Genomic DNA, 19,570 nt, shown 5'->3' with positions numbered 1-19,570 from the left:
GGAGCCACTCATGACCACAGCGCGGGATCTGCTCGTCGTCGTCATCGACACACGGTCCGGTACGTCCGTCGAGCCGGGCGATCTGTCGCTGGCGCTCGCAGGTGCGGAGCTGATCGACCTCATCGACGCCGGGACCGCCGACCTCGACGGAGACCGAGTGGTGGTGCCGGGCCCGCGGCAGGCGGCGGAGCCCGCCGCGGAGCCGGCCACCGACGATCCGCTGCTGCGGCAGGCCGTGTCCTCGCTGGTCCGACAGGAACCGCATGAGCCGGTCGAGGACTGGCTGTGGCGCCGTGGCCGCGACCTGGTGGCCGCGTATCTCGCGGAGCTGGGGACGACGGGATCGGCTGCCGCCCGTCGGCGGACGCGGAAACCTTCGCTGAGCATCGCCCCCTCGGAGCTGGCCGACTCACCGGCGCGCCGCCATGCGAACGACCGCTGGGCGGCGCACGAACCGGTGCTCACCGCCCTCGCCGCCGCCGCGGGCGTCGGCGCCCGGGGCGCCGACGACCCCGACAAGGGTCTCGGGGACCACGACGATCTCGCGGATCTCGGCGACGACCGGATCGTGACCGTACTGGTCGCGGTCAACGAAGCCGTCGTCGAACTGGCCGGCGTACGGCAGCGCCGGGCCGTCGAGGCGGCGGCCTTCGACAACATCTGGCGAGCCGTGTGACCGGGGTGCGACGAGAACGGCCGGGAAGCGGCGGGGAGCGCGTCAGCTCAGGCAGCCCGCGTGCGCGAGGGCCTGCCTCAGCAGGACTCCGTGCCCGCCCGGCATCTCGCTCTGCACCGCCTCCGACAGCGCCTCCTGCGGGCTGAACCACACCAGGTCGAGGGCGTCCTGCCGGGGCCGGCAGTCACCTGTCACCGGCACGATGTAGGCCAGGGACACCGCGTGCTGGCGCGGGTCGTGGTACGGCGTGACCCCGTGCGTGGGGAAGTACTCGGCGACGGTGAACGGCTGGAGCGACGCCGGTACCCGGGGCAGCGCCACCGGGCCGAGGTCCTTCTCCAGGTGGCGCAGCAGCGCGTCCCTGATGCGCTCGTGGTGCAGCACCCGGCCGGAGACCAGCGTCCGGCTGACCGTGCCGTCCGGCCCGATCCGCAGCAGCAGGCCTACGCTGGTGACTTCGCCGCTGTCGTCGACACGTACGGGGACGGACTCGACGTACAGGATCGGCATGCGGGCACGTGTCATCTCCAGTTCGTCGGAGGACAGCCATCCCGGCGTGGTTTCGGTCGTGTCAGACATTGTTTGATCATACTTTCAACGGTTCGGACTGACGGGGGTGGCCGCTCCGCGACGGTGTGTCCTCCTCGAAGGGCTCGGCCGGGTCGGCGGAGGCGGGAGTCCGGGGCGACGCGTCAGGGTTTCATGGCCACCGCACCGTACTGCGGTACCACCGGGGTGACGGAGCCGGTCCCGGCGCGCCATCGCGAGCAGGACACCAGGCCGGGCTCGACCAAAGTCAGCCCCTCGAAGAACGTGGCGATGACCTCGGCGCTGCGAGCCGTGATCGGGGGAGTGGCGTTCTCGTTCCAGAACTCCATCGCCGGGATCTGCTTCCCGCCGCCCACCTCGGCGTCGTGGGTGGGGTGGGTGAGGACGAAGAAACTGCCGGAGGGGAGCTTGTCCATGATGCGCCGCACGGTTGCGCGCGCCTGCTCGGTGTCGAGGACGAAGTTGAGGATCCCCAGCATCATCACCGCGACCGGGCGGTCGAAGCCGAGGGTGGCGGTGGCCCGTTCGAGTATGGCGTCCGGGTCGCGCACATCGGCGTCGATGTAGTCGGTGGCGCCCTCCCGGGTGCCGGTGAGCAGGATCCGGGCATGCATCAGCACGATCGGGTCGTTGTCGACGTAGACGATCCGTGAGTCGGGCGCGATCCGCTGGGCGATCTCGTGGGTGTTCTCCGCGGTGGGCAGTCCGGTGCCGATGTCGAGGAACTGCCGCACACCGCGCTCACCGGCCAGGTAGGTGACGGCCCGCCCCAGGAACTCCCGGTCCGCACGGGCGATGTCCCGGATGAGAGGGATGATCGAGGCGACCTGGTCGCCGACCCGCTGGTCGACCTCGTAGTTGTCCTTGCCGCCGATCCAGTGGTTCCACACGCGTGCGTTGTGCGCCACCGAGGTGTCCAGCCGCGTCGAGCCGCGCGGCGGGGCGTGGTTCTCACCCACGTCTCTTCCCCTCCCTCTCCCTTGCCTTCGCCTTTTCCTGCGACCGGATCCGGCCGTCGCGGCCATTGTGCCCGCGGAGTGATCACGTTGTCCCGGGAACGGGAGAGCGAGGCGGGAGGGGAGAGGAGGGGAGGGGAGGGGAGGCCGACGGAAGGCGGGAAGCGTCGTGGGATCCGTCGTCGCGGTCCGTCACGCCTGGTGGGGGAGTTCTCGGCCTCGAACCTCCAGCGCTGCTTCTCCAGCCGGGCGGTGGCGGAGATCAGCAGGTCCCGGGTGACCGGGTCCGGCTTCTCGGTGGCGTCGACGCGCTCGCGCAGCTGTACGATCGCGGCCCCCGCGCCTCCGCCATCAGCCGCACCGCGTCCGCGTCGCGCAGCCGGCCCTCCTCGGGAACGGGCAGCGCGAAGACCTTGGCGACGGTCTCCGGGCGACCGTCCGGCGGCACGCCGAGCGCCGCGGCCCGCTCCGCGACCGTGTCGGCCTCGGTACGCGCGGTCGAGACCACTTCGTCCAGCTGGAGGTGGACCGAGCGGAACCGCGGACCCACGACGTTCCAGTGGGCCTGCTTGCCGATCAGTGAGAGACCGAGCAGATCCACCAGGGTGTCCTGGAGTGCCTTGCCGGCGACCCGTCGGGCCTCGTCGGGCAGGGTGCTCCGCACAACAGTCATGGGGTAACGCTCCTCGCCGGTAGGTTTCGCGGGTGCCCCGGCTCCCCGGCGCAAACGCGGGCCCGCCGCGGTGGGCCCAGGGCTGGGCAGGGGGCAGCGAACGCCGTGCGGGGAGCCGACAGGCGAGACGGTGCTTACGGCGGTCGTTAGGTGGACATAGCATCAGTCTCCGCAATGGACACGATGACGCTCTGGCACCTCACCGGCTGGGAGTTCGCCGCCCTCGCCTTCGCGGCCCTGCTCGTGGGCTTCTCCAAGACCGCCGTCAGCGGGGCGAACACGGTCAGCCTCGCGATCTTCGCGGCGATGCTGCCCGCCCGCGCCTCCACCGGCGTGCTGCTGCCCGTCCTCATCGCCGGTGACGTGCTCGCCGTCCTCACCTACCGGCGGCACGCCCACTGGCCCACGCTGTGGCGGCTCTTCCCGGCGGTCGCGGCCGGTGTCGTCGTCGGCACCGTCTTCCTGACGTGGGCGGACGACGAGGCCGTGGGGACATCGATCGGGGCGATCCTGCTCCTGATGGCCGCGGTGACGGTGTGGCGGCGGCGGGCGGCGGACCGGGCCGCGAGGACCGCCTCCGAGGCGGAGCGTGAACAGGGCGGACGGAACGGCCCGGACCAGGTCACCTCCCGGGCCGGCCGGATCAAGGCCCGCTCGTACGGTGTCCTCGGCGGCTTCACCACCATGGTCGCCAACGCGGGCGGGCCTGTGATGTCCATGTACCTGCTCTCCGTCGGCTTCCGGAAACTGGGGTTCCTCGGGACCTCGGCGTTCTTCTTCCTGATCGTCAACACGTCCAAGGTACCGTTCAGCGTGGGCCTCGGACTGATCAACGCGGACTCACTGCTGCTCGACGCGGCGCTCGTGCTGTTCGTCGTACCCGGCGCGCTGCTCGGGAAATGGGCCGTCGGCCGGATCAACCAGCGGCTGTTCGAGCAGCTGGTGATCGCGGCGACGGTGGTGGGCGGCCTGCAGCTCCTGCTGCGCTGAGGAGGGAGCGGGAAGCGTCGACGAGAGAGCCGTTGCTGTGCGCGCCGGGTTCACCGCCCGAGGAAGGGCCCCTGCCCTTCCGGTACGTCAGGGAGGTCCGGGTGGTGCCGGAACCGGCTCGGGGCCGCCGTACGGCCGACCGTCGCCGCCAGTTTGCGCAGCCGCCGCCAGTTCAGGCGCGGGGGCGCCTGGGCCACGCCGGGCCGTTTGCGCGGGACGCGGACACGGAGCGCGCCGGGCGCGATACGGCAGCGTACGGGCGCGGGCAGCAGCAGCGCCTCGCCGTCGACCCCGGCCTCGATCTCCGCCTGGTCGCCCTCGACGAGGACCTCGGAGGCGGTCAGGTTGGTGAGGCGGCCCCGCGAGGGGTCCAGCAGCAGCACGGCGGCGTCCACCGCGCTCTCGACCTTGACGCCGAGGATCCCGAGGACACCCGTGTCCAGCCGCTCCCGTCGGCCGAGGCCGAAGGGGTCGTCGGTGCGGTAGGGGTTGTTGCTGATCAGTACGGCCTGCGGATTGTCGAGTTCCGTGTCCCCGACACGGGCGACCAGCCGGGCTCCCTGCTGGCCGGTGAGCAGGTCGGGCAGCAGCTCCAGGCTGGTGCCGATCTTGTCGTCCCGGTAGGCCGGGCTCTGCACGATCGACGCGTAGGCGCCGAAGGACGCGTTGTTCACGAAGGGCTGGTCACCGGCGAAACCCAGATCGATGCGCAGTTCCACCCCGTCGGTGAGCGCGTCCAGGCAGGCCGCCGGATCGCCGCGGTCCAGGCCCAGGTCCAGGGCGAAGTGATTGCGGGTCCCGGCGCTGATGACCAGGAACGGGATGTCGTGCTCGGCGGCCACGGCCGCGACCAGCGCCTGTGTGCCGTCACCGCCCGCGGCGCCCAGCAGGTCCGCGCCGCCCGCGACGGCCTCCCGGGCCATCGCCGTCACGTCGTTCTCCTTCTCCGGATCGAGCAGGACGACCCGGGCGCCCAGCCGTTCCGCCTTCTCCCGCAGCCGGTAACGGCCCACCTTGCCGCCGCCCGACCGCGGATTCATGATGAGCACCGCCCGCCGGGGCGGCGGCGTCCGCCGTTCCCCCGGCCGTTCGCGCAGCCGTTCGCCTCCCGTCCCGCGCAGCGCGAACCGGCCGCTCCACACGGCCAGCGCCCACAGGACCAGCGACAGCGGGAGGGCCCAGAACAGGATGACCGTGTACACGGCGATGACGGCCGCGGGCACACAGACGGCGACCAGCGCGGCCACCCAGCGCAACGGCCCCCGCAGGGTCAGCGTCCACCACAGGGCGGCGGCACTGAGGGCGAGCCCGACCGCACCGCAGAGCAGCACCACCAGGCCTCGTGTACCGCCGTAGACGAGCGGGACCACCACCGCGAGCCCGGCCGCGGCCAGCGCCGTCCGCGCGGCCCACCGCTGGGCCCGGTAGGCCTGCCTGCTCAAGTCCACGGCCATGACTCCTCCAGTCCCCGGCGTCATCGTAGGGCGTACGAGGCCATGGGTGAGACCGGGTTCCGTGACCTGGTCACGCCGCATGTCCGACGTCCGTGCGCCTGCCCCGTTCCCGCGCCTCCCCCGATCATTTCCGGCCCTCGCGGCGCCTCTTTCCGAGGCCGCCGCACGTCCTCCGGCAACCGGCCCCGTACCTGCGCCGCGGCTGCCCCGTACCGGCCTCGTACGCTCGACGCCGTGTCCCCGCAGCCGTCGCAGCCCCCGCGCCCCTCGCCGTCGTCACCGCCCCCGCACGTCCTGGTCCTCGGCGGCACCACCGAGGCACGCGAGCTCGCCGCCGAGCTGACCGCCCGCCCCGGCGTACGGGTGACCACCTCGCTCGCCGGGCGCGTGGCGCGGCCCGGAGCGCTCGCGGGCGAGGTGCGCGTCGGCGGCTTCGGCGGGGCCCGAGGACTCGCCGACTGGCTGCGTGCCCACCGCGTAACCGCCCTGATCGACGCCACCCATCCGTTCGCCGGGACGATCACGGCGAACGCGGCTCGGGCCGCGACCTCGACCGGCCTGCCCCTGGTCGTCCTGCGCCGCCCCGGCTGGCAGCCGGGCCCCGGCGACCGCCGGCACCCGGTCCCCACCCTGGAGGCCGCCGCCGAACTGCTGCCCCGGCTCGGGCACCGGGTCCTCCTCACCACCGGCCGCCTCGGCCTCGCCGCCTTCGCACACCTGACCCGGCTCCACTTCGTCGTACGGTCGGTGGAACCCCCCGGGCCGCCCATGCCGCCGCACACCCGTGTCCTGCTGGCCCGCGGCCCGTTCGGCGTGGCCGACGAGACGGCGCTGCTGCGCGAGCACCGCATCGACGTCCTGGTGACCAAGGACAGCGGGGGACCGGCGACCTCCGCCAAACTCACGGCAGCCCGCGAACTCGGTCTGCCGGTCGTGGTCGTCAGCCGCCCGCCCCTCCCGGAAGGCGTGCACGCTGTGCCCGACGTCGCGGGCGTCCTGGAGCGACTGGGCCCTCTCTGACGCCCCCCGGGGCTCACCCGTCTTCGAGGCCGTCCGCCCCGGGGCTCCGGCGCAGCAGGTACGTGTCCATGATCCAGCCCTTGCGCTCGCGGGCCTCGGCGCGCAGTGCTTCGATCCGGGGCGCCGCCTCGGCGAGCGGTCCGGACACGAGGATCTCGTCCGGGGTGCCTATGTAGGCGCCCCAGTAGATGTCGACGTCCTGGTCGGCGTACTGCCGGAAGGTCTGGTGGGCGTCCAGCATCACGACCACGTCGTCCACCCCCCGGGGGAAGCCCTCCGCGAGACGCCGGCCGGTGGTGATCTGGACCGGGCGGCCGACCCGGTTGAGTCCCGTACGGTGCCGGGCGACGAGAGCGGAGACACTGCTGATTCCCGGGACGACGTCGTAGTCGAAGGAGACCTCGCCCCGCGCCAGGACCTCCTCGAGAATCGCGAGCGTACTGTCGTACAGCGAGGGGTCACCCCACACCAGGAACGCGCCGGCCTGGTCCTCGCCCAGCTCATCGGCGATCAGCCGGGTGTAGATGTCCGCGCGGGCGCTGCGCCAGTCGCCAACGGCGGGGGGGTAGGCGGCGCCGCCGGCCCGCCGGTCCCGCTCCGGGTCGCGCGCCTCGACGACGCGGTACGCACGCTCCGGCAGGTGCGCGTCGAGCATGTCCCGGCGGAGGCCGGTCAGGTCCGCCTTCACCCCGCCCTTGTCGAGGATGAAGAACACATCCGTGTCGCGCAGCGCCCTGACTGCCTGCAGGGTCAGCTGGTCGGGGTCGCCCGCGCCGATACCGATGACATGAATCTTTCGCACGCCCCGAGTCTGCCGCACGCCACCGGCACCGGGTCCACCGCCTCCACACACCGCCCCCTGCCGCGCGCCACCGCTGCCGGGAGCCGCCGTCAAGGAACCTCCCGGAACCTCCCGCCTACGAGCCCTGCCCCCGCGCCCCAGCCCGCAGCCGGGGCGCCCGTGCCCCGGCGTCCACGGGAACGCCGTCCCCCCGCTCGACCTCCGCCGCCAGCCCCCGAGCCCACGCGACGACACCGCCGAGGTCGATCCCGTACGGACGAGGCTCTCCCGCGCCCGCCGCCCACTCCTCGGCCGAGCCCGCCCCGCGCCGCAGCAGCCTGGCCCCGCCGGTCACGTTCCCGCGTGCCGTGTGCGTGAGCCCCACGGCGAGCTGGGCAAGCCCGCGCCACAGCTCCCGCTCCTCCTCGGGCCCCGACTTCCAGGCATCCTCGAACACCTCGTGCGCGTGGAACGGCTTCCCCTCGTCCAGCAGCCGCTGCGCCTCGGCGACGCTCTCCAGCGGCGGCCGGACAACCCCCTCCGGCTGTCGCGGTACCCCCTGGGCTCCGTGGGGCAACGGCCGCCCCAGCCCGTCCCGGGGCCGCGCACTGCGCGCCCGCCCGTCGCCGTCCCGGTCGCGCGCGTCGTCCGCCCGCCCGGAGACGGCCCTGTCGTCCTGCTCCCAGGAGATCCTGTCCTTGCTGCCCATACCCCGATTGTCCCCTGCCCGGGCCGCTTTCGGCCCGGTCGGGTCGGTGGGGTAAAGTACGGACCGCGCGCTCACGCGGTCCACCGCACGTGAGCGCATCGGGACGTGGCGCAGCTTGGTAGCGCACTTGACTGGGGGTCAAGGGGTCGCAGGTTCAAATCCTGTCGTCCCGACTCGTGGGAGTCGCAGGCAAGGGCCGGGGCCGGAGATATCCGGCCCCGGCCCTTGGCCATGTGCGCGGGCGGCGCCCGTCTGCAGGACCGCCCGGAAGGCGCCGCCCGCTCTGCCCCGCGAGGAGATCGCCAGACGGATCGGACTGACGGGGCGCGTGGGGAGAAGCCCGAGTACGCCGAGCGGGGCCGGACCGAGGCCGCTGCCGCGGCGGCCCTGCGGGGCGAAAGCGACCGCGGCTCCATGGTCGGGCACGGCCCCCGTCGGCGCCACTCGCCGGCGGGGGCCGTGCCCGCCGGGCCCCTCACGGGGCAGCGGCACCGTCGTCCTTACGCGGTCGCCCCATGCGCTGCGGTCATCCTGTCGTGTTCCGGAGGTACTCGGTGAGGGCCTTGCCCGGCCGGAACGTGACCGTCTCGCCGTCCGTGTGGAAACTGCCGAAGCTGCCCAGGACAACCGTTTCCCCTCGGTGGAGGGCCTCGGCGATCGAGCCCGGGTGTTCCACGGTCCCGAAGACGGCGTCGAGCGCACGCTCGGCATGCTCGGGGGTGAGCTGACGGCCGTTGCCGTTGTCCGCCGCGTTGCCCGCGGTCGCCTCGATCAACTGGGTCCTGTCCATGTGTCCTGCCTGTTCGCCGGGGAGCCGGGGAGCCGGAGCCTGCGATGCCACGATCGTGGCATCCGGTGGTCGGCGCATCTCCTGATGGGCGTGCGGGTGGGTGGGGAAGGGCGCGGCCGTCACGGTGCTCCGTCCCGGCCCCCGCCGGAAGGCGGTGAGCCGTTCGGCCGTACATCGCTCGCCGATTCGCCGGACGGCGGTTGTGATGGGGGTGACCTCCCCCTCAGCAGAAAGCGAGTCGGTCGTGTTGGTCAAGAAGCTGCACGAGTCCGGAGTCCGAGCCGAACACGCCTACACGGCGGGCTTCATCTCCATCGGTCTGTCCGTCGTCTCCTGGAAAGCCTCACTGCGTGTGGAGAAGAAGGGAGAGGAGCGCGCCGACCGTTGGGGCATCTTCGTCGGAGAGTGGGCACCCACCTTCTTCGCCCTCGGCCTGGCACTGTCGACCTACGAGAAGTAGCACCGGCGACACCCAGGGACCGTGTGCGGGACGTCGCTTCCGGAACGCGCCCGGTACCGGATCGGCAGCAGCCTCCGGGCGCGGTCCTCCAGCGGCTGGACGTGGCCGTGGCCGCACTCTCCCCGGGACCGACGACCCGGTACGGGGCCGTTCCCCCGGCCCGGGCCTTCTCGTGAGCTGCGGGGCGCACGGTGATTCTTTACCCTGGAAGGAGGGAGAACGAGCTTCCCGCAGTGCACGGTGAGGTTACCCGGAATGGCAAAGAACCGCAGTGAGGGCAAAAAGCCCGAGAAAGGCGACAAGGTCGCCTGGAGCAGTCACGGAAGTCAGGTCGAGGGCGAGGTGGAGAAGGAGATCACCGAGCGGACGGAAGCCGCGGGACGAACGGTGGACGCCTCGCCGGACGACCCGCAGTATCAGGTCCGCAGCGAGAAGTCCGGCAGGTCCGCGGTGCACAAGCCGTCCGCCCTGAAGAAGAAGTGAGGCCGCGTGGACGGCGGCGAGCGGAAAGGGACCTGGGACGAATTCCGTGAGCTGGTGAACATGAAGCCGGCCGAACTGGAGAAAGCGGCTGGCTTCGGAGCAGTCGCAGAATGCCGGACAGGACGAGGGCGGGGAAGAATCCGGGTCTTCGAACTCGATGGGGGTACCGCCGACCGTCGGCACCTCGGCACGCGCCGACTGCCCGTCGAACGTCCTGGTCGGGCGGCGCTCCGTGGGGCGGCCGAGGCGCGTCGGCCGACGATCACCCCCACCAACTCCGAAGAGCCAAGAATCCGCGGGGCACGCCTCGGGCCGCCGGAGCGTGGATGTCCTGCGCGCGAAGAAGGACGACCTCTCGGACGGCGACGACCAGCACATACGGAAGGTCGTCGGATACGTCCGGCGGCATCTGGCCCAGCGGCCCTCGGGCGACGTCCGGGACACCCGGTGGCGGTATTCGCTCATGAACTGGGGCCACGCCCGCCGGCATGGCGGAAGACGTGTCAGGGGCGTTTCCCCACGCCGTCGTGGGGCACGTGCAGAGCGTACCGGGAGCCGGGGACAGTGCCGGTGCCCGTGAGTGAGGTGCCGGAGGTCATGGACGGTGCACCGGTGCACCGACCATACTGATCGGGCCCCGGCCACTCACGGAACGACTCCATGGTCAAAAACAGCACTCCCACACCCGCCGTCCCCGACACCGTATGGCTGGCGCGCGGGCGCCATCTGGGCCCTGAGCCCGAACGTGACGTCCGGCGCAACCTCATCGCCCTCAAGACGGCCGGAGGCCTTGACGACTTCCTGGAGCTCGACCCCGTCGAGGCGGTCCGGTCCACCGTCCTGCACCCCCGGGACGCCTCCGCCGATCCCGGCCCGTCGGCCCGCCGCCTCTTCGAGACCCGCTGGCGTGTGGCCGGGGACATCACGGTGCGCGCGCAGCTGACCACGTACGACCCGCAGGCCCGCGGGGAGGGGGCCGAGGGGGTCACCTGGATCCTCGTCGCCGAGGCGGGGCGTGCGTGGGACGCTCGCTGGCCGTCGCCCGCCACCCTGTTCTGGCCGGACAGCAGTCGGGTCGAGTGGGACCACGACACGGTACCGGGCGTGCGCCTGCGGACGGTGAACCACCTGCCGAAGGACGACGACGAGGTGCGCCGCCGGCTGCGGGACTGCGCGCGCGACAGCTGGTGCGTCCATGTCGTGGTGCACGAGGCCATGACACCGGACGCGCGCGGGCAGCGGCCGGTCGCGGAGTTCCTGCCGCCGAGCCTGCGGCACCGGGTGGTCGAGCACCGGGGCACGCCGGAACAGGCCCGGATCGCCGACTTCGCGCTGCAGCGGGAGCTGAAGCTGCGGATGCCGCGCGGAGGCGCCGTCGTCCTGCCCACGGTGCCGCGGCAACCGGACTACGACCCGGAGCACTTCACGGTGCGCAACATCTTCCTGGACGGCTCGGAGCCGGTCGAGTTCCTCGGCAGGATCATCGAGTTCGCCGCACTGCCGAGGCCTTTGCCGTCCGGGGCTGAGCAGGCCCTGACGCGGCTGCGCGAGGGCTGGCACCTACTCAGCCCGGACGAGGAGCTCGCCCACGCCCAGGACATGGTCGCCAGGTACGCCCACGCGCTCGAAACCATGACGGAGTCCCGTGACCGGTACCGGGAAGCGGCCGAGGCGGCGCAGGCCGCACTCGCCGAGGTGACCGGCGGCGACGGAGTGCCCCGGCCACCCGTGCCGGGACCGGCGGCAGGGGAGGAGGGTTCGCCGCTCAGCGGCTTCACGAAGGCGTTCAGCCGTTTCCGGGCCACGAACAAGTAGGCCGTGTTCCCCGCCCTCGTCGCCGAGGGCACGGTCGGACTGCTCGGCGCGAGCAACCACGCGGTGTGGCGGGTGGAGCGGGCCCGCGCCCTCGCCGCCGCCGCGGGACGCCCGGCTACGAGGTGCTCCAGTACCAGCACAGCTACCTGCGTCCCCGCGCCGACGTGCCCGAGGACCTCTTCCCCGACGGAAGCCTCGGGCACGCCGGCGCCGAACTGCTCACCTACCTGCGGGACGCGCCCCGGCTGACCTTGGTCGCCTACTCGCCGCTGCTGAAGGGCGCATAGGCCCGGCCGGAGCGGCTGCCCCGGGACTACGACCACCCGGGGACACCCGCCCGGCTGAAGGTGCTGCACGAGGTCGCCCGGGAGACCGGGGCCGGCGCCGGCCAGGTGGTGCTGGCCTGGCAACTCGGCCACGAACTGCCGATCCTGCCGCTGGCCGGAGTGTCCTCCGTGGCCCAACTGGAGGAGAACCTGGCGGTGGTGGACCTGGAGCTGTCGCCGGAGCAGCGGGCCCGGCTGGACGCGGCGCACTGAGACACTCGGGGCGCCCGCCCCGCCGAAGGCCGCCCGCTCAGGATCTGACCAGCAGCTGGAAGTCGAAGGAGTAGCGCGAGGCGCGGTAGACGTGGGCGGCGTACTCCACCGCGCGGCCCGTGTCGTCGTAGGCGGTGCGGTGCATGGTGAGCAGGGCGGCGCCCTCCTTCTCGTCCAGGCGGGACGCCTCCCCGGCGGTGGCCGAACGGGCCCCGACGGTCTGCCTGGCGCTGTGCAGGGTGATGCCCGACGCGCGCATCATGCGGTACAGGCCGGTCGACTCCAGCCGGGCGTCGTCCAGTTCCAGCAGGCCCGACGGGAGGTAGTTGCACAGGAGGGCGACGGGCCGGCCGTGGGTGCGGCGCAGACGTTCGAGGAGGACCGTTTCTCCGCCCTCGGGCAGACCCAGGGCCGTCGCCACGCCGGGGGGCGCCGGGACCTTCTCGTGGCGGACGACCTCCGTGCTCGGTCCCTGCCCGGCCGCCTCCAGGTCGTCGTAGAGGCTGCTGAGCTCCAGGGGACGCCTGACCTGGCTGTGCACCACCTGGGTGCCCACTCCACGCCGCCGGACCAGCAGCCCCTTGTCGACAAGGGACTGGATGGCCTGGCGGACCGTGGGGCGGGACAGACCGAGGCGCACCGAGAGGCCGACCTCGTTGCCCAGGAGGTTGCCCGGGGCGAGGACGCCCTGCACGATCGCCGCTTCCAACTGCTGGGCGAGCTGGTGGTACAGCGGCACCGGACTGCCCCGGTCCAGGGGGAAGTCCAGTGAGCTGAGCACGGGTCCGGTCACGGCACGGGCCCGGTCACGGTCTTCGCCATCCCTGATCTTGCGCGGGAATCCCGGCCTTCAGGCCGGGCGAAAAACGCGTCCTGATGTTCGGAGCCGCGAAGCGGTGCAGGACGCCGCCCACCTGCTTCGGCAGCGGTCAGGGCCTGGCAGCCACAAGACCCTTCGGGGTCGAGTGAGAAGCCGCCTCGTTCACGAGGGGGAGGAGTCACGGGCGTACCTTCCTGTCGGGGGCCCTGCCGAAGGCAGGGCCCCGGGGGCCGGGGGTCAGGAGTTGCTCGGGAAGCCGAGGTTGATGCCTCCGTCGGACGGGTCCGGCCAGCGCGTGGTGACGACCTTGCCCCGGGTGTAGAAGGCGACGCCGTCGTTGCCGTAGATGTGATGGCCGCCGAAGAGGGAGTCCTTCCAGCCGCCGAAGGAGTGGTAGCCCACCGGGACCGGGATCGGCACGTTGACGCCGACCATGCCCGCCTTCACCTCGAGCTGGAAGCGGCGGGCGGCGCCGCCGTCCCGGGTGAAGATCGCGGTGCCGTTGCCCCAGCGGGAGTCGTTGATCAGCGCGATGGCCTCGTCGTAGGTCTCCGCGCGGACCACGCACAACACCGGACCGAAGATCTCGTCCCGGTAGGCGTCCGCGGTCAGCGGCACCCGGTCGAGCAGCGAGACACCGACGAAGAAGCCGTCCTCGTGGCCGTCGACCGTCAGACCCGTCCCGTCGAGCACGACCTCGGCGCCCTGCGCCGCCGCGCCCGTCACGTACGAGGCCACCTTGTCGCGGTGCTCGCGGGTGATCAGCGGGCCCATCTCGGAGGCCGGGTCGTCGCCCGGACCGATACGGAGCTTCCTGGCCCGCTCGGTGATCCGGCCGACCAGGTCGTCGCCGACGTCACCGACCGCGACCACGACCGACACGGCCATGCAGCGCTCGCCGGCCGAACCGTACGCCGCGTTGATGGCCTGGTCGGCGGCCAGGTCCAGGTCGGCGTCGGGCAGGACCAGCATGTGGTTCTTGGCGCCGCCCAGGGCCTGGACCCGCTTGCCGTGCTCGGTCGCCTTCAGCTGGATGTGCCGGGCGATCGGGGTGGAGCCGACGAAGGAGACGGCCTCGATGCCGGGGTGCTCCAGGATGCGGTCCACGGCCGTGCGGTCGCCGTGCACGACGTTCAGCACACCGTCCGGCAGGCCCGCCTCGGTGGCCAGTTCCGCGAGGCGGACGGAGGCCGACGGGTCCTTCTCGGACGGCTTCAGTACGAAGGTGTTGCCGCACGCGATGGCCAGCGGGAACATCCACATCGGCACCATGGCCGGGAAGTTGAACGGCGTGATGCCGGCGACCACGCCCAGCGGCTGGCGGATCGAGGCGACGTCGACGCGGCTGGAGACCTGCGTGGACAGCTCGCCCTTCAGCTGCACGCTGATCCCGCAGGCCAGCTCCACGATCTCCATGCCCCGCGCGACCTCGCCGAGGGCGTCGGAGTGCACCTTGCCGTGCTCGGCGGTGATCAGCTCCGCGATCTCGTCACGGTGGGCGTCCAGCAGCTCGCGGTACTTGAACAGGATCGCCGTGCGCCTGGCCAGCGACGAGGTGCCCCAGCTCTCGAAGGCGTCCTTCGCTGCGGCGACGGCGGCGTCCACCTCCGTGGTGCCCGCGAACGCGACCTGCTTCTCCTGGGCGCCGGTGGCCGGGTTCCAGACGGGGCCGAAACGGCCGGAGGTGCCTTCGGCGGGCTTGCCGCCGATCCAGTGGCTGATGGTCTTCATGAGAGCGGACGACCTTTCACGCGCGGTGAGTTGATACGGGAGGGCTCGAGATGCCGGGCCCGGCGGGGCGGTGCAGGGGCGCAGGGGTTCAGAGGTGGCGGCGGCGGCCGGCGGCCTGGGCGTCGTACCGTTCGCGCGCCCGGACGGCGGCCTCGCGGGAGGCGACCTCGGCCACCGGCACGTCCCACCAGGCCTCGGCCGGGGGAGCGGTGGGCGCCGGGTCAGTCTCGACGTACACGCAGGTCGGACGCTCGGCGGTGCCGGCCTGAGCCAGGGCACGGCGCAGTTCCCCCACAGTCTTGGCGCGCAGCACGTCCATGCCCAGACTGGCCGCGTTCGCCGCGAGGTCCACGGGCAGCGGGGCGCCGGTGAAGGTGCCGTCCTTCGCCCGGTAGCGGTAGGCGGTGCCGTAGCGCTCGCCGCCGGTCTCCTCGGACAGGCCGCCGATGGAGGCGTACCCGTGGTTCTGGATCAGCACCAGCTTCACCGGCAGCCGCTCCTGGACGGCCGTGACGATCTCCGTCGGCATCATCAGGTACGTGCCGTCGCCGACCAGCGCCCACACCGGTGTGCCGGGCGCGGCCTGCTGAACGCCGATCGCGGCCGGGATCTCGTAGCCCATGCAGGAGTAGCCGTACTCCAGGTGGTACTGGCGCGGGCTGCGCGCCCGCCACAGCTTGTGAAGGTCGCCGGGGAGCGAACCGGCCGCGTTGATCACCACGTCCGCGTCGCCCACGACCGCGTCGAGCGCGCCGAGCACCTGGGTCTGCGTCGGTACGGCGTTCTCGTCGTCGGCACGGTAGGCGGCCTCGACGACCTGCTCCCAGTGTTCCTTCCCGGCTGCGTACCCGGCCTCGTACGCGGCGTCCACGCGGTGCCCGGCCAGTGCCCCGGCCAGTGCTTCCAGACCGGTCCGCGCGTCGCAGACCAAGGTGCGTGCTCCCAGCTTGTGGGCGTCGAAGCCGGTGATGTTGAGGTTGAGGAAGCGCACGTCCGGGTCGGCGAAGAGGGTGCCGGAGGCCGTGGTGAAGTCGGAGTAGCGGGTGCCGACGCCGATCACCAGGTCGGCGGTGCGGGCCAGTCCGTCGCTCACCGCCGTGCCGGTGTGGCCGATGCCGCCCAGGTCCGCCGGGTGGTCGTGGCGCAGGGAGCCCTTGCCGGCCTGGGTGGAGGAGACCGGGATTCCGGTGGCGTCCACGAGGGCCCGGAGTGCTTCCTCGGCCTCGCTGTGGTGGACTCCGCCACCCGCGACGATCAGCGGACGGCGGGCGGCCCGCACAGCCTTGGCCGCCGCCTCCAGCTCGACGGGGTCCGGAGCCGGACGCCTCACGCGCCAGACGCGGTCGGCGAAGAACTCCTGCGGCCAGTCGAACGCCTCTGCCTGCACGTCCTGCGGCAGGCAGAGGGCGACGGCGCCGGTCTCGGCCGGGTCGGCGAGCACCCGCACGGCGTTCAGCGCGGACGCGATCAGTGCCTCGGGGCGGGTGATCCGGTCGAAGTAACGGGAGACGGGGCGCAGCGTGTCGTTGACGGACACGTCCGCCTCGACCGGGTGCTCCAGTTGCTGGAGCAGTGGGTCGGCCGCGTGCGAGGCGAAGCAGTCGCCGGGGAGCAGCAGCACCGGCAGCCGGTTGACGGTGGCGAGCGCGGCGCCGGTGACCAGGTTGGTGGCGCCGGGGCCGATCGAGGTCGTCACGGCCTGCGCCGACAACCGGTTGAGCTGGCGGGCGTGGGCGACGGCCGCGTGCACCATGGACTGCTCGTTGCGGCCCTGGTGGTATGGCATGACATCGGCGTACTCGACGAGTGCCTGCCCGACGCCCGCCACGTTGCCGTGGCCGAAAATGCCCCACGTGCCCGCGATCAGCCGGTGTCGTACGCCGTCCCGTTCCGTGTACTGGGCGGCCAGGAAACGCACCAGGGCCTGGGCGGTCGTCAGTCGGCGGGTGGCGGCGCTCATACGGACCTCTCCGGGGCGGTGTAGAGGGGCAGGCGGGGGTCGAGGGGCTGGTCGGGCCAGGTGGAGCGGATCCAGGCGTGGTCGGGATGGTCACAGATCAGCCAGGCGCGTTCGTCCCCGGGGCCCGCCATGACGTTGAGGTAGTACATGTGGTGGCCGGGCACGGCCATGGACGGCCCGTGCCAGCCGTCCGGGATGAGCACCACGTCGCCGTCGCGCACCTCGGCCAGGACGTCCGTGTCCCGGCCCGGACCGGACGGGGAGACCCGCTGGTAGCCGAGGCCAGGGGTGCCCTCGTGGTCCGCGAACTCGAAGTAGTAGATCTCCTCCAGCACGGACTCCTCGCCCGGCCGGTGCTCGTCGTGCTTGTGCGGCGGGAACGATGACCAGTTGCCGCCGGGGGTGATCACCTCGACCGCGATCAGCTTGTCGCACTCGAACGTGCCGGCCGCCCCGAAGTTGTTGACCTGACGGGAGCAGGTACCGGTACCGCGCAGTTCCACGGGTACGTCCGAGGCGGGTCCGTAGCGGGCGGGCAGCGACCGGGTGCAGCGGGCGCCGGTGAGCGCGAACCGTCCGCCGCCGGCCGACGTGACGGTGACGCGGGCGTCGCGCGGCACGTAGGCGAAGTCGGTGACGCCGTCGAACACGCCTGTGCGGCCGGCGAGTTCGAACGAGTCGTGGCCGAAGTCGTCGGCCGAGGCGACCGTGCAGCCGCCGCTGAGCGGCAGGACGATCCACTCGCTGCCGCCGGTGTCGAAGGTGTGCGTGCCGCCCGGCTCCAGCTCCAGCACACACAGGCTGGAATGGCCCCAGCCGGCCGACTCGGGAGTCACGTCGACACGGCACGGGCCGGCCGGGGCACGGTCCGCGGGAAGGTGATGGGTCATGGCAGCCTTTCCGGTCACAGCCGGCTCACGGTTCACAGTTCACGACAGGCTCAGCAGACTTATGGTTCACGGCTGACGCACCGTTCACAGCAGGCTCACGGCCGTGTCCACCGCCTCCTCCACACGGCCGCCGGCCGGGTAGAGCAGCGAGCGGCCAACCACCATGCCCTGCACGGAGGGCAGCTTCAGCGCCTTGCCCCACCGCTCGTAGGCCGCGTCCTGGTCGCCGACCTCCCCGCCGAGCAGGACCACGGGCAGCGTGGAGCCGCGCAGGACCTCCGCCATGTCGTCGGCGTTCTCGGTGACGGGCAGTTTCAGCCAGGTGTAGGCGGAGGTGCCACCGAGACCGGAGGCTATGGCGATGGAGCGGGTGACGGCCTCGGCGGACAGGTCGTTGCGGACCCTCCCGTCGACCCGGCGCGAGATGAACGGCTCCACGAACACCGGGAGCCGGCGCTCGGCCATGGCGTCGACGGCGCGGGCGGTGGACTCCAGGGTGGTCAGGGACCCCGGGTCGGCGTAGTCGATGCGGACCAGCAGCTTGCCCGCGTCGAAGCCGAACCGCTCGATGTCCTCGGGGCGGTGGCCGGTGAAGCGGTCGTCCATCTCGAAGGCCGCGCCGGCCAGGCCTCCGCGGTTCATCGACCCCATGACGACCTTGTTCTCGAGCGCGCCGAGCAGCAGCAGGTCCTCGAGGATGTCGGCGGTGGCCAGCACCCCGTCGACGCCGGGCCGGGACAGCGCGACGCGCAGCCGTTCCAGCAGATCGGCGCGGTCGGCCATGGCCAGGGGCCGGTCGCCGATGCCGAGCGCACCCCGCGCGGGGTGATCGGCGGCCACGATCATCAGCCGTCCGCTGTCGCCGATCAGCGGACGGCGGGCCCTGCGGGCGGCCGCCTCGGCGACGGCCTCCGGATGCCGGGCCCGGACCGTGGTGAGGTCACAGATGCTGAGGTTCAAGGAAGGACTCCGTTCAGGACTGGCTCGGCAGGCTCGCGTCGCCCGGCGGCACGGCCCGCGCGAGGAGGCCCGCGACTTCCGGCCCGGTGGGCATGGCGGACGAACAGGCCAGACGCGAGGCGACGAGGGCGCCGGCGGCGTTGGCGTGACGCATGGTGCGCTCCAGGTCCCAGCTCGAGAGCAGACCGTGGCAGAGCGAGCCGCCGAAGGCGTCGCCCGCGCCGAGACCGTTGACCACGTCCACCGGGACCGGCGGCACCTGTGCGCGGGTGCCGTCACGGTGCACGGCGAGTACGCCCCGGGGACCCTGCTTGACCACGGCGAGTTCCACGCCGGCCGCCAGCAGCGCCGCGGCGCACGCCTCGGGCTCGCGCACTCCGGTGGCGACCTCGCACTCGTCGAGGTTGCCGACCGCGACGGTGGCGTGCCGCAGTGCCTGGCGGTAGTAGGGGCGGGCCTCGTCGGGGTCGCGCCAGAACATCGGGCGCCAGTCCAGGTCGAACACGGTGGTGCCCGCCCTGGCGCGCGCCTCGAGCGCGTCGAGCGTCGTCCGGCGGCTCGGCTCCTCGCTCAGGCCGGTGCCGGTGATCCAGAAGATCCCGGCCGCGCGGACGGCGGCGAGATCCAGCTCGGCGGTGTGGATCTCCAGGTCGGGAGCCTTGGGCCGGCGGTAGAAGTACAGGGGGAAGTCGTCCGGCGGGAAGATCTCGCAGAAGGTGACCGGCGTCGGGTACGCGGCGACCGGGGTGACCCACCGGTCGTCGACACCGAAGTCCCTCAGAGCCTCGTGCAGGTAGGTGCCGAACGGATCGTCTCCCGTACGGGTGATCACGGCCGTGGAGCGGCCGAGCCGGGCGGCGGCCACCGCCACGTTCGCGGCCGAACCACCGAGGAACTTTCCGAACGTTTCGACCTTTGCCAGCGGAACGCCGGTCTCCAGTGGGTAAAGGTCGACCCCGATGCGGCCCATGGTGATCAGGTCGAAATACTGTGGTGCGTCTGAGTCGGTCATCGAGCGAAGCTCCTCGAACTGCTGGGGATGCGGGTCCCGGGGTGCCCTGCCACGGTGGGGACGTGGAAGCCAGGGGACCTGCCGCCTCTCAGGTGTAGGTCTCGGAGGGCGGCGATGTCAATAGTTTGTACTTACATTCGGACTAGCAAGTGAAATGATGTCTTAACAAAGTATTGACAGAGTGCGCGTCAGGGACTTTGATCCCGTCCCAGCACGACAGCTGTTTCGCACGACGACACAGACCCGGACGTCCGGGGGTCCGGGAAGGATTCCCGGACCCCCGCCCTTTTTCCGCGTAGCAC

General features: G+C 72.2%; 18 protein-coding genes, 1 tRNA gene and 3 pseudogenes. 9 read left to right on the top strand and 13 right to left on the bottom strand.

Features of this window, described 5'->3' with window-relative positions; all coding sequences use genetic code 11:
* Positions 1-10: 10 nt before the first annotated feature.
* Complete coding sequence (locus HUV60_RS02670; protein ID WP_257852510.1) at positions 11-676, top strand: GPP34 family phosphoprotein; 666 nt, start codon at positions 11-13, stop codon at positions 674-676.
* Positions 677-718: 42 nt separating this feature from the next.
* Here the strand turns inward: HUV60_RS02670 and HUV60_RS02665 are convergent, their stop codons facing one another.
* From HUV60_RS02665 to HUV60_RS02655, 3 genes and pseudogenes are all read right to left on the bottom strand, one after another.
* Positions 719-1,255, bottom strand: a complete 537-nt coding sequence (locus tag HUV60_RS02665; RefSeq protein WP_055570771.1) for an NUDIX hydrolase family protein — start codon at positions 1,253-1,255, stop codon at positions 719-721.
* Between the two features lie 113 nt (positions 1,256-1,368).
* Entirely contained in the window at positions 1,369-2,184 is an 816-nt protein-coding gene (locus tag HUV60_RS02660) for an SAM-dependent methyltransferase (RefSeq protein ID WP_257852513.1), read from the bottom strand.
* Between the two features lie 200 nt (positions 2,185-2,384).
* Positions 2,385-2,854: pseudogene (locus tag HUV60_RS02655) on the bottom strand (Dps family protein); the annotation flags it as partial.
* Between the two features lie 174 nt (positions 2,855-3,028).
* On the opposite strand from HUV60_RS02655, the gene HUV60_RS02650 reads away from it, so the two are divergent.
* Positions 3,029-3,844, top strand: a complete 816-nt coding sequence (locus HUV60_RS02650) for a sulfite exporter TauE/SafE family protein (RefSeq protein ID WP_257852515.1) — start codon at positions 3,029-3,031, stop codon at positions 3,842-3,844.
* A 50-nt stretch (positions 3,845-3,894) separates the two neighbouring features.
* Here HUV60_RS02650 and HUV60_RS02645 read toward each other — a convergent pair whose 3' ends face one another.
* Positions 3,895-5,298 carry a diacylglycerol/lipid kinase family protein gene (locus HUV60_RS02645; RefSeq protein ID WP_257852516.1) on the bottom strand — a complete coding sequence of 468 codons (1,404 nt, stop codon included), beginning with the start codon at positions 5,296-5,298 and terminating at the stop codon, positions 3,895-3,897.
* A gap of 234 nt (positions 5,299-5,532) precedes the next feature.
* Between HUV60_RS02645 and HUV60_RS02640 the strand changes: the two genes are divergently transcribed.
* Positions 5,533-6,318, top strand: coding sequence for a cobalt-precorrin-6A reductase (locus HUV60_RS02640; RefSeq protein WP_257852517.1), 786 nt, complete (start codon positions 5,533-5,535; stop codon positions 6,316-6,318).
* Positions 6,319-6,331: 13 nt separating this feature from the next.
* Here HUV60_RS02640 and cobF read toward each other — a convergent pair whose 3' ends face one another.
* Both cobF and HUV60_RS02630 read right to left on the bottom strand, forming a co-directional pair.
* Entirely contained in the window at positions 6,332-7,120 is a 789-nt protein-coding gene (gene cobF / locus HUV60_RS02635; RefSeq protein ID WP_257852518.1) for a precorrin-6A synthase (deacetylating), read from the bottom strand.
* 115 nt (positions 7,121-7,235) lie between these two features.
* Positions 7,236-7,808 carry a DUF309 domain-containing protein gene (locus HUV60_RS02630; protein WP_257852519.1) on the bottom strand — a complete coding sequence of 191 codons (573 nt, stop codon included), beginning with the start codon at positions 7,806-7,808 and terminating at the stop codon, positions 7,236-7,238.
* A 99-nt stretch (positions 7,809-7,907) separates the two neighbouring features.
* On the opposite strand from HUV60_RS02630, the gene HUV60_RS02625 reads away from it, so the two are divergent.
* Positions 7,908-7,981, top strand: a tRNA-Pro gene (locus tag HUV60_RS02625).
* Positions 7,982-8,334: 353 nt separating this feature from the next.
* Here the strand turns inward: HUV60_RS02625 and HUV60_RS02620 are convergent.
* A complete protein-coding gene (locus HUV60_RS02620) occupies positions 8,335-8,721 on the bottom strand; it encodes an HU family DNA-binding protein (RefSeq protein WP_257852520.1) in 387 nt (128 codons plus the stop codon).
* A 121-nt stretch (positions 8,722-8,842) separates the two neighbouring features.
* Here HUV60_RS02620 and HUV60_RS02615 point away from each other — a divergent pair, with 121 nt between their 5' ends.
* The 5 genes and pseudogenes from HUV60_RS02615 to HUV60_RS02595 all read left to right on the top strand — a co-directional run.
* Complete coding sequence (locus HUV60_RS02615; protein ID WP_257852521.1) at positions 8,843-9,058, top strand: hypothetical protein; 216 nt, start codon at positions 8,843-8,845, stop codon at positions 9,056-9,058.
* A gap of 255 nt (positions 9,059-9,313) precedes the next feature.
* Positions 9,314-9,541, top strand: a complete 228-nt coding sequence (locus tag HUV60_RS02610; protein WP_257852522.1) for a DUF2945 domain-containing protein — start codon at positions 9,314-9,316, stop codon at positions 9,539-9,541.
* Between the two features lie 289 nt (positions 9,542-9,830).
* A pseudogene (locus HUV60_RS02605) lies at positions 9,831-10,019 on the top strand (DUF3140 domain-containing protein); the annotation flags it as partial.
* Positions 10,020-10,201: 182 nt separating this feature from the next.
* A complete protein-coding gene (locus tag HUV60_RS02600; RefSeq protein ID WP_257852525.1) occupies positions 10,202-11,356 on the top strand; it encodes a hypothetical protein in 1,155 nt (384 codons plus the stop codon).
* A 6-nt stretch (positions 11,357-11,362) separates the two neighbouring features.
* Positions 11,363-11,895 (top strand): annotated as a pseudogene (locus HUV60_RS02595) (aldo/keto reductase); the annotation flags it as partial.
* Between the two features lie 37 nt (positions 11,896-11,932).
* On the opposite strand, the gene HUV60_RS02590 reads toward HUV60_RS02595, so the two are convergent.
* The 6 genes from HUV60_RS02590 to iolC all read right to left on the bottom strand — a co-directional run bounded on the left by HUV60_RS02590 (position 11,933) and on the right by iolC (position 19,268).
* Positions 11,933-12,676 (bottom strand): GntR family transcriptional regulator, encoded by a 744-nt coding sequence (locus HUV60_RS02590; protein WP_257852526.1) that lies wholly within the window; start codon positions 12,674-12,676, stop codon positions 11,933-11,935.
* Positions 12,677-12,952: 276 nt separating this feature from the next.
* On the bottom strand, positions 12,953-14,446 hold the full coding sequence (locus HUV60_RS02585; RefSeq protein WP_257852527.1) for a CoA-acylating methylmalonate-semialdehyde dehydrogenase: 1,494 nt from the start codon (positions 14,444-14,446) through the stop codon (positions 12,953-12,955).
* An 88-nt stretch (positions 14,447-14,534) separates the two neighbouring features.
* Positions 14,535-16,406: a 3D-(3,5/4)-trihydroxycyclohexane-1,2-dione acylhydrolase (decyclizing) gene (iolD, locus tag HUV60_RS02580; protein WP_257852529.1), complete on the bottom strand. Its 1,872-nt coding sequence runs from the start codon at positions 16,404-16,406 to the stop codon at positions 14,535-14,537.
* The gene (gene iolB, locus HUV60_RS02575; protein ID WP_257852531.1) at positions 16,403-17,296 is read right to left on the bottom strand and encodes a 5-deoxy-glucuronate isomerase; all 894 of its coding nucleotides are present in this window, start codon (positions 17,294-17,296) and stop codon (positions 16,403-16,405) included. Before iolB ends, iolD begins: the two co-directional genes overlap by 4 nt.
* Positions 17,297-17,380: 84 nt before the next feature.
* The gene (locus tag HUV60_RS02570) at positions 17,381-18,256 is read right to left on the bottom strand and encodes a Cgl0159 family (beta/alpha)8-fold protein (RefSeq protein WP_257852533.1); all 876 of its coding nucleotides are present in this window, start codon (positions 18,254-18,256) and stop codon (positions 17,381-17,383) included.
* Positions 18,257-18,269: 13 nt separating this feature from the next.
* Entirely contained in the window at positions 18,270-19,268 is a 999-nt protein-coding gene (gene iolC, locus HUV60_RS02565; RefSeq protein ID WP_257852535.1) for a 5-dehydro-2-deoxygluconokinase, read from the bottom strand.
* Positions 19,269-19,570 lie beyond the last annotated feature (302 nt).

Origin of the sequence: Streptomyces sp. KMM 9044, from assembly GCF_024701375.2 — a bacterium.
Taxonomy (GTDB): Bacteria; Actinomycetota; Actinomycetes; order Streptomycetales; family Streptomycetaceae; genus Streptomyces.
The sequence above is the reverse complement of the archived record's forward strand: the minus strand, read 5'-3'. Positions and strand labels throughout refer to the sequence as shown.

Bases quoted from the DNA above. Each gene is read 5' to 3' on its own strand.
- iolC (WP_257852535.1), bottom strand. From the start codon at position 19,268: ATGACCGACTCAGACGCACCACAGTATTTCGACCTGATCACCATGGGC.
- iolB (WP_257852531.1), bottom strand. From the start codon at position 17,296: ATGACCCATCACCTTCCCGCGGACCGTGCCCCGGCCGGCCCGTGCCGT.
- HUV60_RS02665 (WP_055570771.1), bottom strand. From the start codon at position 1,255: ATGTCTGACACGACCGAAACCACGCCGGGATGGCTGTCCTCCGACGAA.
- iolD (WP_257852529.1), bottom strand. From the start codon at position 16,406: ATGAGCGCCGCCACCCGCCGACTGACGACCGCCCAGGCCCTGGTGCGT.
- HUV60_RS02600 (WP_257852525.1), top strand. From the start codon at position 10,202: ATGGTCAAAAACAGCACTCCCACACCCGCCGTCCCCGACACCGTATGG.
- HUV60_RS02670 (WP_257852510.1), top strand. From the start codon at position 11: ATGACCACAGCGCGGGATCTGCTCGTCGTCGTCATCGACACACGGTCC.
- HUV60_RS02630 (WP_257852519.1), bottom strand. From the start codon at position 7,808: ATGGGCAGCAAGGACAGGATCTCCTGGGAGCAGGACGACAGGGCCGTC.
- HUV60_RS02645 (WP_257852516.1), bottom strand. From the start codon at position 5,298: ATGGCCGTGGACTTGAGCAGGCAGGCCTACCGGGCCCAGCGGTGGGCC.
- HUV60_RS02585 (WP_257852527.1), bottom strand. From the start codon at position 14,446: ATGAAGACCATCAGCCACTGGATCGGCGGCAAGCCCGCCGAAGGCACC.
- HUV60_RS02650 (WP_257852515.1), top strand. From the start codon at position 3,029: ATGGACACGATGACGCTCTGGCACCTCACCGGCTGGGAGTTCGCCGCC.
- HUV60_RS02610 (WP_257852522.1), top strand. From the start codon at position 9,314: ATGGCAAAGAACCGCAGTGAGGGCAAAAAGCCCGAGAAAGGCGACAAG.